This is a genomic window from Pseudomonas plecoglossicida NBRC 103162 = DSM 15088, from assembly GCF_000730665.1.
Taxonomy (GTDB): Bacteria; Pseudomonadota; Gammaproteobacteria; order Pseudomonadales; family Pseudomonadaceae; genus Aquipseudomonas; species Aquipseudomonas plecoglossicida.
Genome location: NZ_BBIV01000040.1, coordinates 22220 through 35892, shown reverse-complemented (window position 1 = coordinate 35892; position 13673 = coordinate 22220). Strand labels below are relative to the sequence as shown.

At 64.2% G+C, this 13673-nt stretch carries 11 protein-coding genes, 1 pseudogene and 1 riboswitch; of the genes and pseudogenes, 7 read left to right on the top strand and 5 right to left on the bottom strand.

The window, feature by feature from the left end; all coding sequences use genetic code 11:
* Nucleotides 1-111 precede the first annotated feature (111 nt).
* A complete protein-coding gene (gene tkt / locus PPL01S_RS19785) occupies nucleotides 112-2109 on the bottom strand; it encodes a transketolase (protein ID WP_016395312.1) in 1998 nt (665 codons plus the stop codon).
* A gap of 238 nt (nucleotides 2110-2347) precedes the next feature.
* Here tkt and PPL01S_RS19780 point away from each other — a divergent pair, with 238 nt between their 5' ends.
* The 4 genes from PPL01S_RS19780 (at nucleotide 2348) to PPL01S_RS19765 (ending at nucleotide 6899) form a co-directional block, all read left to right on the top strand.
* A complete protein-coding gene (locus tag PPL01S_RS19780; protein WP_016395313.1) occupies nucleotides 2348-3328 on the top strand; it encodes an ArsR/SmtB family transcription factor in 981 nt (326 codons plus the stop codon).
* A gap of 19 nt (nucleotides 3329-3347) precedes the next feature.
* On the top strand, nucleotides 3348-4538 hold the full coding sequence (metK, locus tag PPL01S_RS19775) for a methionine adenosyltransferase (protein ID WP_016395314.1): 1191 nt from the start codon (nucleotides 3348-3350) through the stop codon (nucleotides 4536-4538).
* A 146-nt stretch (nucleotides 4539-4684) separates the two neighbouring features.
* The gene (ligB, locus tag PPL01S_RS19770) at nucleotides 4685-6376 is read left to right on the top strand and encodes an NAD-dependent DNA ligase LigB (protein WP_028625095.1); all 1692 of its coding nucleotides are present in this window, start codon (nucleotides 4685-4687) and stop codon (nucleotides 6374-6376) included.
* Nucleotides 6377-6506: 130 nt separating this feature from the next.
* Nucleotides 6507-6899, top strand: coding sequence for a DUF1090 domain-containing protein (locus tag PPL01S_RS19765; protein ID WP_016395316.1), 393 nt, complete (start codon nucleotides 6507-6509; stop codon nucleotides 6897-6899).
* 106 nt (nucleotides 6900-7005) lie between these two features.
* On the opposite strand, the pseudogene PPL01S_RS19760 reads toward PPL01S_RS19765, so the two are convergent.
* A pseudogene (locus tag PPL01S_RS19760) lies at nucleotides 7006-7439 on the bottom strand (c-type cytochrome).
* Nucleotides 7440-7558: 119 nt separating this feature from the next.
* Between PPL01S_RS19760 and mltA the strand changes: the two are divergent.
* Entirely contained in the window at nucleotides 7559-8710 is a 1152-nt protein-coding gene (gene mltA, locus PPL01S_RS19755; RefSeq protein ID WP_016395318.1) for a murein transglycosylase A, read from the top strand.
* Between the two features lie 13 nt (nucleotides 8711-8723).
* On the opposite strand, the gene PPL01S_RS19750 is transcribed toward mltA, so the two are convergent.
* On the bottom strand, nucleotides 8724-9110 hold the full coding sequence (locus PPL01S_RS19750) for an MAPEG family protein (RefSeq protein ID WP_016395319.1): 387 nt from the start codon (nucleotides 9108-9110) through the stop codon (nucleotides 8724-8726).
* A 27-nt stretch (nucleotides 9111-9137) separates the two neighbouring features.
* Complete coding sequence (locus tag PPL01S_RS19745; RefSeq protein ID WP_016395320.1) at nucleotides 9138-9971, bottom strand: EamA family transporter; 834 nt, start codon at nucleotides 9969-9971, stop codon at nucleotides 9138-9140.
* A gap of 178 nt (nucleotides 9972-10149) precedes the next feature.
* Here PPL01S_RS19745 and PPL01S_RS19740 point away from each other — a divergent pair, with 178 nt between their 5' ends.
* Complete coding sequence (locus PPL01S_RS19740) at nucleotides 10150-11385, top strand: cation:proton antiporter (RefSeq protein ID WP_016395321.1); 1236 nt, start codon at nucleotides 10150-10152, stop codon at nucleotides 11383-11385.
* Between the two features lie 53 nt (nucleotides 11386-11438).
* Here the strand turns inward: PPL01S_RS19740 and PPL01S_RS19735 are convergent, their stop codons facing one another.
* Nucleotides 11439-11840 carry an acyl-CoA thioesterase gene (locus PPL01S_RS19735; RefSeq protein WP_012274534.1) on the bottom strand — a complete coding sequence of 134 codons (402 nt, stop codon included), beginning with the start codon at nucleotides 11838-11840 and terminating at the stop codon, nucleotides 11439-11441.
* Between the two features lie 179 nt (nucleotides 11841-12019).
* A riboswitch (S-adenosyl-L-homocysteine riboswitch) is annotated at nucleotides 12020-12116 on the top strand.
* A 20-nt stretch (nucleotides 12117-12136) separates the two neighbouring features.
* Here PPL01S_RS19735 and ahcY point away from each other — a divergent pair.
* Complete coding sequence (gene ahcY, locus PPL01S_RS19730; RefSeq protein WP_016395322.1) at nucleotides 12137-13546, top strand: adenosylhomocysteinase; 1410 nt, start codon at nucleotides 12137-12139, stop codon at nucleotides 13544-13546.
* Nucleotides 13547-13673 lie beyond the last annotated feature (127 nt).

The window sequence follows — 13673 nt, the reverse complement described above, 5'->3', positions numbered from 1 at the left end:
TTAGGGGCCGCTTTGCGGCCCATCGCGGGCAAGCCCGCTCCTACAGGGAGTGCGAAAATCCTGTAGGAGCGGGCTTGCCCGCGATGAGGCCATCAAGGCCGCATAGGTCTATCAGTCTTCCAGCAGCTCTTCGGCAGTACCCAGGATGTTCTCCAGGGTGAAGCCGAACTCCTCGAACAGTGCAGCAGCCGGAGCCGATTCACCGTAGGTGGTCATGCCGATGATACGACCTTCCAGGCCGACGTACTTGTACCAGAAGTCGGCGTGAGCGGCCTCGATGGCAATACGCGCGCCCACTTCAAGCGGCAGCACGGACTGCTTGTAGGCAGCGTCCTGAGCGTCGAACACGCTGGTGCACGGCATGGAAACCACGCGCACCTTGCGGCCCTGCTCGGTCAGCTTGTCGAATGCCTGAACCGCCAGGCCCACTTCGGAACCGGTGGCGATCAGGATCAGCTCAGGCTCGCCGGCGCAGTCCTTGAGGACGTAGCCGCCACGGCTGATGTCGGCGATCTGCTGGGTGTCGCGGTCCTGGTGCTGCAGGTTCTGACGCGAGAAGATCAGCGCCGAAGGGCCGTCCTTGCGCTCCAGGGCGTGCTTCCAGGACACGGCCGATTCGACCGCGTCGGCTGGGCGCCAGGTGTCCAGGTTCGGCGTGCTGCGCAGGCTGGTCAGCTGCTCGATCGGCTGGTGGGTCGGGCCGTCTTCGCCCAGGCCGATGGAGTCGTGGGTGTAGACATGGATCACGCGCTGCTTCATCAGCGCCGACATGCGCACCGCGTTGCGGGCGTATTCCATGAACATCAGGAAGGTCGCGCCGTAAGGCACCAGGCCGCCGTGCAGGGCAACACCGTTCATGATCGCGGTCATGCCGAATTCGCGCACGCCGTAGAACACATAGTTGCCGCTGGCGTCATCGGCTTCGACACCCTTGCAGCCCTTCCACAGGGTCAGGTTGGAACCGGCCAGGTCAGCCGAGCCGCCGAGGAACTCGGGCAGCAGCGGGCCGAAAGCGTTCAGGGCATTCTGGCTGGCCTTGCGGCTGGCGATGGTCTCGCCCTTGGCGGCCACTTCATTGATGTAGGCCTGGGCCTTCTCGCTGAAGTCGGCCGGCAGCTCACCGCTGTCACGGCGCTTGAACTCGGCAGCCAGCTCCGGGTAGGCCTTGGCGTAGGCATCGAAACGCAGGTTCCAGTCGGCCTCGGCCTTGGCACCGGCAGCTTTGGCGTCCCACTCGGCATAGATGTCGGCAGGGACTTCGAACGGACCGTGGTTCCAGTTCAGTTCCTTGCGGGCCAGGGCGATTTCGTCGTTGCCCAGCGGCGCGCCGTGGCAATCTTCCTTGCCCTGCTTGTTCGGCGAACCGAAACCGATGATGGTCTTGCAGCAGATCAGGGTCGGACGGTCGCTCTTGCGCGCGGTCTCGATGGCCATCTTGATCTCGTCGGCATCGTGACCGTTGACGTTGCGGATGACCTGCCAGTTGTAGGCTTCGAAACGGGCCGGCGTGTTGTCGGTGAACCAGCCGTGCACTTCGCCGTCGATGGAGATGCCATTGTCGTCGTAGAAGGCGATCAGCTTGTTCAGGCCCAGGGTGCCGGCCAGCGAGGCGACTTCGTGGGAGATGCCTTCCATCATGCAGCCGTCACCGAGGAACACGTAGGTGTTGTGGTCGACGATGCTGTGGCCTTCACGGTTGAACTGGGCACCCAGTACCTTTTCCGCCAGGGCAAAGCCCACGGCGTTTGCCAGACCTTGGCCGAGCGGGCCGGTGGTGGTCTCCACGCCTGGGGTGTAGCCGTATTCCGGGTGGCCCGGGGTACGGCTGTGCAGCTGGCGGAAGCCTTTGATGTCATCGATGGTGACGTCGTAGCCGGTCAGGTGCAGCAGCGAGTAGATCAGCATCGAGCCGTGGCCATTGGACAGCACGAAGCGGTCACGGTCGGCGAAGTTCGGGTTGCTCGGGTTGTGCTTCAGATAGTCGCGCCAAAGCACTTCAGCGATATCCGCCATGCCCATGGGGGCACCTGGGTGGCCGCTGTTAGCCTTTTGCACGGCATCCATGCTGAGGGCACGAATGGCGTTGGCACGTTCACGACGGCTGGGCATCGCTTATCTCCTGGGGCTTGAATAGGTGGTGTCACGAAAAAGGCGGCCATTTTCGCCCACAGGCGGGCCCCGGGGCAATGACGTATGGTCGCAGTTGGGTATTTTTCCTGTGATTGGTCGCCAAAGCGGGTGAAATCCGGGAATCCACGGCGACCACCGCACCCGCCCATCAGCCAATATCAAAACTTTTTGATATTGATCTTGCGAGGGCAACGATGCCTGTCTAGACTGCCGCCCCATGAATCAGCGCGCGCAATCGATCCCGTCCCAGCAAAGCGACACCCTGGCAGCCCTGTGCAAGGCCAGCGGCGACGAGCTGCGCCTGAACGTCCTGCGGGTACTGGCCAGCGACTCGTTCGGCGTGCTGGAGCTGGCGCAGATCTTCGACATCGGCCAGTCGGGCATGAGCCATCACCTCAAGGTGCTGGCCCAGGCGGAGCTGGTGGCCACGCGTCGCGAAGGCAATGCCATCTTCTACCGCCGCGCCCTGCCCCATGGCCGCCTGCACACGGCGCTGCTCGAAGAAGTCGACGAACTGGCCCTGGCGCAGGATGTCCAGGCCCGCATCGCGCAGATCCAGCAACGCCGCGCGGCCACCAGCCAGGACTTCTTCCTGCGCGTGGAAGAGAAGTTCCGCGCTCAGCAAGACCTGATCGCCGGCCTGCCGCAGTACCGCGAAAGCCTGCTGGCACTGCTCGACAAGCTGAATTTCGCGTCAAACGCCAGTGCGCTGGAAGTAGGCCCCGGCGACGGTGGCTTTCTGCCCGACCTGGCCCGGCGCTTCGCCCGCGTCACGGCCCTGGACAACAGCCCGACCATGCTCGAGCTGGCGCGCCAGGTCTGCGATCGCGAAGGCCTGGATAACGTAAACCTGCAGTTGGCCGATGCACTGGGTGCAACGGATGTGGAAGCCGACTGCGTTGTGCTGAACATGGTCCTGCACCATTTCAGCGACCCGGCCCAGGCCCTGCGCCTGTTGGCCAAACGGGTGAAAGCGGGCGGCAGCCTGCTGGTCACCGAACTGTGCAGCCATGACCAGGGTTGGGCGCGGGACGCCTGCGGCGACCTCTGGCTCGGCTTCGAACAGGACGACCTGGCCCGTTGGGCCAATGCGGCAGGGCTGGCCCCCGGGGACAGCCTCTACGTGGGCTTGCGTAACGGTTTCCAGATACAGGTCCGCCATTTCCAGCGGACGACTGGCGACACACACCATCGGTAAATTTTAGGAACCCGTCGAGATGAGCGAATACTCCCTTTTCACCTCCGAGTCCGTGTCCGAAGGGCATCCGGACAAGATCGCCGACCAGATTTCTGACGCGGTCCTGGACGCCATCATCGCCCAGGACAAGTACGCCCGCGTGGCCTGCGAAACCCTGGTCAAGACCGGTGTCGCCATCATCGCCGGCGAAGTCACCACCTCGGCCTGGGTCGACCTGGAAGAGCTGGTGCGCAAAGTCATCATCGACATCGGCTACAACAGCTCCGACGTCGGCTTCGACGGTGCCACCTGCGCCGTGATGAACATCATCGGCAAGCAGTCGGTGGACATCGCCCAGGGCGTCGACCGCTCCAAGCCGGAAGACCAGGGCGCGGGCGACCAGGGCCTGATGTTCGGCTACGCCAGCAACGAGACCGACGTGCTGATGCCGGCACCGATCTGCTTCTCGCACCGTCTGGTCGAGCGCCAGGCCGAAGCACGCAAGTCCGGCTTGCTGCCCTGGCTGCGCCCGGACGCCAAGTCGCAGGTCACCTGCCGCTACGAGAACGGCCGCGTGGTTGGCATCGACGCCGTTGTCCTGTCGACCCAGCACAACCCTGAGGTCTCGCAGAAAGACCTGCAGGAAGCGGTGATGGAGCTGATCGTCAAGCACACCCTGCCTGCCGAACTGCTGCACAAGGACACCCAGTACCACATCAACCCGACCGGCAACTTCATCATCGGTGGCCCGGTGGGCGACTGCGGCCTGACCGGCCGCAAGATCATCGTCGACTCCTACGGCGGCATGGCCCGCCACGGTGGTGGCGCGTTCTCCGGCAAGGACCCGTCCAAGGTCGACCGCTCCGCCGCCTACGCCGGCCGCTACGTGGCCAAGAACATCGTCGCCGCGGGCCTGGCCGAGCGTTGCGAGATCCAGGTGTCCTACGCCATCGGCGTAGCCCAGCCGACCTCCATCTCGATCAACACCTTCGGTACCGGCAAGGTATCCGACGACAAGATCGTCCAGCTGGTGCGCGAGTGCTTCGACCTGCGTCCGTACGCCATCACCACCATGCTCGACCTGCTGCACCCGATGTACCAGGAAACCGCTGCCTACGGTCACTTCGGCCGTACTCCGCAGCAGAAGACTGTTGGCGACGACACCTTCACCACCTTCACCTGGGAGCGCACCGACCGCGCCCAGTCGCTGCGTGACGCTGCCGGCCTGTAAGCTTCCTGCAACGGTAAATGAAAGCCCCTGCCGAGCGATCGGCAGGGGCTTTTTTCATGACATACAGGCTGACAACTGCGCCGTGCACGGACCGCAGCCATTGCCTAGGCTCGGGAACTCCACCCCGCCACGCAAGGATGCTGGCCATGCCCTGGATGCTGCTGATCCTGCTGCTGCACGCCTTCCCCGCCTACGCCCGTGACTGCCCGACCTGGACCGCCCAGCAAGCCGACGCTGAAATCGCCAGGTTGCGCGACACCCTTGGCCACTGGGACGACCACTACCACCGCCTGGGCAAGGCACTGGTAGCCGATGAGCTGTACGACCAGAGCCGCCAGCGCCTGCTGAACCTGCAGCGCTGTTTCGCGGTAGTGACCGAACTGGACTCGCTGGCCAGCTCACGCGGCCCGTCAGCCCACCCGGTTCCCCATACCGGCGTCGACAAACTGCCCGATGAAGCGGCCGTGAGGCGCTGGATGACGGGCAAGACTGGCGTCTGGGTCCAGCCGAAGGTCGACGGTGTTGCCGTATCGCTGATCTACCGGCAAGGCCGGCTGGTGCAACTGCTCAGCCGCGGCGACGGCCTTCAGGGGCACGACTGGAGCCGCCATGTTCCGAACCTCGAGTCGATCCCCCGGCAGCTATCGCGACCGCTGGACCTGACTCTTCAGGGCGAGTTGTACCTGCGCCTGGAGGCGCACGTGCAGGCCCAGGCAGGCAGTGCCAATGCCCGCGGCACCGTGGCCGGCTTGCTGGCGCGCAAGCAACTGGGGCGCGAGCGCGGTGCCAGCATCGGCCTGTTCGTCTGGGACTGGCCACACGGCCCGCCCCGCCAGGCCGAGCGGCTGGAACAACTGACAACGCTGGGGTTCCCGGACAGCCAGCACTACAGCAAAGCCATCGACAGCCCCGAGCAGGCCGCCCACTGGCGGCAGCAGTGGTACCGCTCGGCACTGCCCTTCGCTACCGACGGCGTGATCCTGCGTCAGGACAGCCGCCCGCCAGCCGAGCGCTGGCAGGCCAATGCGCCTTACTGGATCGCAGCCTGGAAGCATCCCTTTGCACAGGCGCTGGCTGAAGTCCGCGCAGTGCATTTCCGGGTTGGCCGCACAGGCAAGATCACCCCGCTGCTGGCACTTCGGCCGGTCGAGCTGGGTGATCGACGCGTCTCCCAGGTAAGCCTGGGCTCGCTGTCCCGCTGGCAGGCGAGCGACATCCGCCCCGGGGATCAGGTGGCGATCAGCCTGGCCGGGCTGACCATCCCGCGCTTCGAACAGGTCGTGCACCGTGCAACCGAGCGCCAACCCGTCACGCCGCCCGAGCCGGGCCGGTACGACGCCCACAGTTGCTGGCAGGCTAGCGCAGGTTGCGAGGAGCAGTTCATCGCCAGGCTCACCTGGCTGGGTGGCAAGCATGGCCTGGCCATGCCCGGCACCGGCCCGGGCACTTGGCAACGGCTGGTGGAAAGCGGCCGGGTGACCACCATCACCGACTGGCTGGCGCTGGATTCCGAGCAGCTGATGAGCGTGCCTGGCATCAGTCAGGCAACGTCCAGGCGCTTGCTGCACGGCTTTGCCGCCGGCCGTTCGCGGCCGTTCGCGCAGTGGCTTCGCGCACTCGGGGTACCGGCGCCACGCGCAGTATCGCTAGACGGAGACTGGCCGGCGCTGGCCAAGCGCTCTGCGCACGACTGGCAAACGCTGCCGGGAGTAGGCCAAATGCGAGCGCGACAACTGGCGAACTTCTTTTCCACAGCCGATGTTCAGCGCATTGCCGAACGGCTGGGTGACTACGATGTAGATGGATTCGGGCTGGCGAACCCCGGCGAAGCGCAATGAGTTTTCACAAAAACAGGTATGAAATGGGCTGGTTTGTTCTAGAAAGTTCCAACAAGGGTTTCTAAATCGGCAAAACCAAGGCAGCATTTGCCCCAACTTTTTGCTGCCCCGCCCCGTCAAGGAGGCCTTGATGAAACGTATTTCCACCCTCGTTCTGCTGGCAACGCTCGGCCTGACCGCAGGCATTGCCCAGGCTGCCCAGCCGGATGCCGGCCTGACTGGCTGCGCCGCCAAGCGCAGCGCCATCGAGAACCAGCTGAAGATCGCGCGTGACCACGGCAACAGCGACCAGGTCGCAGGCCTCGAAGAGGCGCTGCGCGGCGTCGACAACTGCACCGACGCGAGCCTGCGCAAGGAACGCGAGCAGAAGGTGCTGGATGCCCGTCACGAAGTGGCCCAGCGCGAAAAAGACCTGAAGAAGGCCGAGAAGAAAGGCGACGCTGAAAAGATCAACAAGCGCAAGGACAAGCTGGCCGAATCGCGCAAGGAACTGCAGGAAGCGGTCGACGAACTCGACCGCTGATCTGCATGCCCGTGAGGGCCTCATCGCCGGCAAGCCGGCTCCTACAGGATCACCACAGGCCTCAGCGTGGGAGCCGGCTTGCCGGCGATGAGGCCCTCACAGGCAATCAATGATTGCGGAACTCGGTATGGCAGGCCTTGCACGCGGCCTCGACCTTGTCCATCGGCCCCTTGAGCTGCGCAACGTCCAGCGGCTGGTTGCGTGTCACATCGACCAGTTCGCCGGTGACCCCTTCGAGCTGTCGTGCAAGGTCATGGAAGCGCGCCTGCCGCTCCCACACCTCAGGCCGTGCGCTGCTGTCACCGTCATCCCGGACCTGGGGAAAGTGCTGCCATGGCTCATGGGACAAGGCGTCGAGCGTGACCGCGCCGCCGGCGAATTTCACGCCGTCGAACGGCAAGCGCCCGCGCAACATGCCATGGTCTTGAGCATGTCCTTGAAAATCGCCTTGCGCTTGCCCAGTGGCGAGTTCGGGTCGACACGGTCACAGGCAGTCAGGGCAAGGGCGGCGAGCAGTACTACGGTCAATCGCTTGAACATCACGGTCACTTGGGCCTTCGCAAATGGGCGGCCAGTATCGCCGCCCCCCGGCCAAAGACCAATAGCCACATAAAACACAGGGGCGAATCTTCATGTTCGGCCCTGACAGGAAGCTTCCAATGAAATCTGCCCTGCGCCACCTGGCCTGGACACTCCCGGCCCTGGCATTGCTGGCCGGCTGTAACGACGGTGAAAACGCCAAGTCCGAACCCCATGCCATCGCCACCTACGCCCCGGCCGCCTGGAACGACCTGCCCAATGTCAGCGACAGCGACCTGCTGGCGGGTTTCGCTGCCTGGCGGGTTGGCTGTGAAAAACTCAAGCGCGACCCCGTGTGGGCCCCTACCTGTGAAGCCGCGCAGACGGTTGCCCAGGACCCCACCCAGGTACGCACCTTCCTGCAGGAGCAACTGCAGGTCTACGGCCTGCGTTCTGCCGAGCACAATGCCAACGGCCTGATCACGGGCTATTACGAGCCGGTCTACCCTGGCAGCCTGAAGCGTACCGAAGCGGCGCAGGTGCCGGTGTACGGGGTGCCGGAGGACATGATCGTGGTCGACCTGGCCAGCGTGTACCCCGAACTCAAGGGCAAGCGCCTGCGTGGCCGCATCGACGGCCGCGTACTCAAGCCCTACGACACCGCCGAGGTCATCTACCGCGACGGCGCCAAGGCACCCGTGCTGGCCTGGCTGACCGACCCGATGGACCTGCAGTTCCTGCAGATCCAGGGCTCGGGGCGCGTGCAACTGGACGATGGCCGGCAACTGCGCCTGGGCTACGCCGACCAGAACGGCCACCCGTACCGACCGATTGGCCGCTGGCTGATCGAACAGGGCCAGCTGAAGAAGGAAGACGTGAGCATGGGCGCCATTCACGCCTGGGCCCAGGCCAATCCGCAGCGCGTACCGGAACTGCTGGCCAGCAACCCCAGCTACGTGTTCTTCAGCGCGCGCCCTGACAGCAACGAAGGGCCACGCGGCTCGCTCAACGTGCCGCTCACCGCCGGCTACAGCGTGGCCATCGACCGCAAGGTGATACCGCTGGGCAGCCTGCTGTGGTTGTCCACCACGCGACCTGATGGCAGCCCTGTGGTCCGCCCGGTCGGAGCCCAGGATACCGGCGGCGCGATCACCGGTGAGGTGCGCGCAGACCTGTTCTGGGGGACGGGCCCGGAGGCCGGGGAACTGGCTGGCAACATGAAGCAGCAGGGGCAGATCTGGATGCTGTGGCCCAAGGGCAAGCCATTACCCGAGGTGCCGAAGGTTCTGTGAACCTGCACTGGCCTCAGACAGAAACCACGAAGAACGAAACGATCAGCGCCAGCCCGCCGAACCACACCAGCGAGCGCAACGCCGCCCAGTCCGCCAGATAGCAGATGATGTACAGCAGGCGGCTGGTGATATACATCACCGCCAGCACATCCTGCGTCACCTGCTCGGCATTGCCGACGACATCCGCCACCAGCACCGCCGCCGCGAAGGCCGGAAACGCTTCATAGCTGTTCTGCTGCGCGGCATGGGCCCGGCGCGGCAGCCCCGACAGCGTGTCGAGGAAGGCGCGCGGGTCGTGATTGTCCTTCAGACCGAAGCGGCCGCTAGCGACCTTGGCGATCAACGCACAGAGCGGCGCCAGCACCAGCGCGATCAGGATGCACCACAGGGCAACGGTCATGCTCATGACTCCTTGTTCGAAAATGGATTAGAGCTTCATCACCAGCATGCCTGCCAGGACCAGCCCGCAAGCTAGGAGTCTTGGCCCGCCAAAAGGTTCTTTGAGGTAGCGCATGCCCAGCAGCACCACCAGGATCACGCTCAGCTCACGCAACGCTGCTGCCTCGGCCACCGAGCCCAGGTGCATGGCCCACAGCACCAGCGCGTAGCTGAGCAGCACGCACAGTCCCACCGCCAGGCCCAACCGCCATTGCATGCGCCAGAACAGCACGAACGGTGCCCGCCGCGCCACGCTGGCCAGCAATGGGAATGGCCAGGCGCTGAGCAAGGTCAGCCACACCAGGTAGTCCCAAGGCTTGCCCCACAGCCGCACGGCCTGCCCGTCGAACCAGGTGTAGCAGCCGATGCACAAGCCGATCAGCGCCACCACCGGCAACATCGACCAGGGCAGCCGATCTCCGCCGCCGCCCTGCCACAACAGGCAGGCCATGCCGCAAGGGATCAGCAGGATGCCGATGATCTGCTGCTGGCTCAGCGACTCGCCGGCGAACGCCAGGGTCAGCCCCAGCACCACCAGCGGCGACAGCCCGCGCATCAGAGGATAGACCAGGCCCAGGTCGCCAACCCGGTAGGCCTGGATCAGCAGGAAGCGGTACAGCTGCTCGGCCAGCGCCGAGGCCAGCAACCAGGGCCAGATCTCGGCCGGGGGAAATTCGGTGAACGCCACGGCGAACACGGCGAAGACCAGCGCCACGGTGTCCATGCTGGCGATCACCAGCAAGCGCTCACCGCTGAATTTGATCAAGGTGTTCCAGGTCGCGTGCAGCAGGGCGGCGATCAGAACCAGGGAAGTTGCCAACACGCGGGGCGCTCCTTGCAGTCAGAGCTGGCAACGATACAACGCTTCCGGTCCGGAGGGAGCCATGGAACGAAAAGAACAAATCCGGTCAAAGCTGTGTCCCGAAACCATCGCCAGGCCATCAAACAACTGCCCGATGCCCCTCGGGTACGACTTGGAAGCCATCGTTACAGGATTTGGGATGCTTGAATTAGTAGCCGCGTTTATCTGCCTCACCACCCTCCTCACCTACGTCAACTACCGCTTCATCGGCCTGCCGCCCGCGATCGGCGTGATGGTCACGGCACTGCTGTTTTCCCTGATGCTTCAGGGCCTGAGCCTGATCGGCTTCCCGGGCCTGGAAGAACGCGTCGAAGGGCTGATGAACCAGATCGACTTCAATGACCTGCTGATGCACTGGATGCTCGCGTTCCTGCTGTTCGCCGGCGCACTGCACGTCAACCTTGCGGACCTGCGCAGCTACCGCTGGCCCATCGGCCTGCTGGCCACCCTGGGTGTATTGATCGCCACCGTGGTGATCGGTTATCTGTCGCACTGGGTATTCGCCCTGTTCGGCTGGCAGGTGCCGCTGATCTACTGCCTGCTGTTCGGCGCGCTGATCTCCCCGACCGACCCGATCGCCGTGCTCGGCGCCCTGCGGACCGCCAACGCCTCCAAACCGCTGAAAACCACCATCGTCGGCGAGTCGCTGTTCAACGACGGCACTGCGGTCGTGGTATTCACCGTGCTGCTGGGGATCATCCAGCTGGGCGAAACGCCGAGCTTTTCCGACACCGCGCTGCTGTTCGCCCGCGAAGCCATCGGCGGCGTGGTGTTCGGCGGGCTGATCGGCTACGCCACCTACCGCATGATCAAGAGCGTCGAGCAGTACCAGGTCGAGGTCATGCTGACCCTGGCACTGGTCATCGGTGGCTCGGCGATGTGCTACGAGCTGCACGTCTCGGCGCCGATCGCGATGGTGGTGGCCGGCCTGATCATCGGCAACCTGGGTCGCAACCTGGCGATGAACGACATGACCCGCCGCTACATGGACGGTTTCTGGGAACTGATCGACGACATGCTCAACGCCTTGCTGTTCGCGCTGATCGGCCTGGAGCTGTTGCTGCTGCCGTTCAACTGGCTGCACCTGGCGGCGGGCGGTGTGCTGGCGGTGGCGGTGCTGCTGTCGCGCTTGCTGACGGTGGCGCCGGCCATCCTGCTGCTGCGCCGCTGGCGCAGTGTGCCGAAGGGCACGGTGCGGGTGCTGACCTGGGGTGGCTTGCGCGGCGGGGTTTCGGTGGCGCTGGCGCTGTCGTTGCCGCAAGGCAGCGAGCGCGACCTGCTGCTGTCGATCACCTATATCGTGGTGCTGTCGTCGATTCTGGTGCAGGGGTTGAGCATTGGCGGCGTGGTGCGAAGGGTCAGCGCACAGCCTTGAGTATGGCAGGGGCCGCTTGCCGGCGATTGGGCTGCAGAGCAGCCCCAAAGCCATCACTCCACCGCCGAATCCGGGAACTGGTCCTGCACGTACTTGATCTCGGTCCGCCCGTGGGCCGCCGGCAGGCCATCCTCGCCCAGATTGACGAAGACCATCTTGTCGACCGTCAGGATGCTCTTGCGGGTGATCTTGTTACGCACTTCACACTTGAGGGTGATCGAGGTACGGCCGAACTCGGTGGCGGTAATGCCCAGTTCGATGATGTCGCCCTGGCGCGAAGCGCTGACGAAGTTGATTTCCGACATGTACTTGGTCACCACGCGCTGGTTGCCCAGCTGGACGATGGCGTAGATCGCCGCCTCTTCGTCGATCCAGCGCAGCAAGCTGCCGCCGAACAGGGTGCCGTTGGGGTTGAGGTCTTCGGGTTTTACCCATTTGCGGGTGTGAAAGTTCATCAGTACTCCTGACCTGCGTGGCTAACGTGAAGCAATGATGGCAGAGCCGCGACGGGTGCTCCATTGAACATCGACTATCGTCTCGATTAATCGACAGAAAGCCTTTGGTGTGTCACACAGCCACGGCTATAATCCCTGCCGATTCACATGGCAGCCCGTAGCGGTGCCATGCCCGCCACCCACCCGAGGGGCGCTGCAGCAGGGTCTTCCTGTCAGGCTCGGATGGGGCGTTGTCCGCTCCCGCGGACGCTCAACGCACAACGGCGCCCATTCGCACACTACGAATGGAGGCTCTCATGAGCGCTGTAAACACGCCTGCAGGTTTTACCGATTTCAAGGTCGCCGACATCTCCCTGGCCGCCTGGGGCCGTCGCGAAACCATCATCGCCGAGTCGGAAATGCCTGCCCTGATGGGCCTGCGTCGCAAGTACCTGACCGAGCAGCCGCTCAAGGGTGCGAAGATCCTGGGCTGCATCCACATGACCATTCAGACTGCCGTGCTGATCGAGACCCTGGTTGCCCTGGGTGCCGAAGTGCGCTGGTCGTCCTGCAACATCTTCTCCACCCAGGACCAGGCCGCTGCGTCCATCGCCGCCGCCGGTATCCCGGTCTTCGCCTGGAAAGGTGAAACCGAGGAAGAGTACGAGTGGTGCCTGGAGCAGACCATCCTCAAGGATGGCCAGCCATGGGACGCCAACATGATCCTCGACGACGGCGGTGACCTGACCGAGCTGCTGCACAAGAAATACCCGGCCGTGCTGGACCGCGTCCACGGCGTCACCGAAGAGACCACCACCGGCGTGCACCGCCTGCTGGACATGCTGGCCAAAGGCGAGCTGAAAGTCCCGGCGATCAACGTCAACGACTCGGTCACCAAGAGCAAGAACGACAACAAGTACGGCTGCCGTCACAGCCTGAACGACGCCATCAAGCGCGGTACCGACCACCTGCTGTCGGGCAAGCAGGCCCTGGTGATCGGCTACGGTGACGTGGGCAAGGGTTCGGCCCAGTCCCTGCGCCAGGAAGGCATGATCGTCAAGGTCACCGAAGTCGACCCGATCTGCGCCATGCAGGCCTGCATGGACGGCTTCGAGCTGGTCTCGCCGTTCATCGACGGTATCAACGACGGCACCGAAGCCAGCATCGACAAGGCCCTGCTGGGCAAGATCGACCTGATCGTCACCACCACCGGTAACGTCAACGTCTGCGATGCCAACATGCTCAAGGCCCTGAAGAAGCGTGCCGTGGTCTGCAACATCGGCCACTTCGACAACGAGATCGACACCGCCTTCATGCGCAAGAACTGGGCATGGGAAGAGGTCAAGCCACAGGTACACAAGATCCACCGTACCGGCGCTGGCGACTTCGACCCGCAGAACGACGACTACCTGATCCTGCTGGCCGAAGGCCGCCTGGTGAACCTGGGCAACGCCACCGGCCACCCAAGCCGCATCATGGACGGCTCGTTCGCCAACCAGGTTCTGGCGCAGATCTTCCTGTTCGAGCAGAAGTACGCCGACCTGTCGGCCGAGAAGAAAGCCGAGCGTCTGACCGTTGAAGTACTGCCGAAGAAGCTCGACGAAGAAGTGGCCCTGGAAATGGTCCGCGGCTTCGGCGGCGTGGTCACCAAGCTGACCAAGCAACAGGCCGACTACATCGGCGTGACTGTCGAAGGCCCGTTCAAGCCCCACGCCTACCGCTACTAAGCGACAAGCGCCCGTCGGCATGTCGCCGGGCGCTTGTAGTCGTTGAATCTTGATCGATGCCCAAGCCAGGCCGGCCCCCACCGCCCTGGCTTTTACTTGCAGCTTGCGGCCTCTGGCTTGCAGCTGA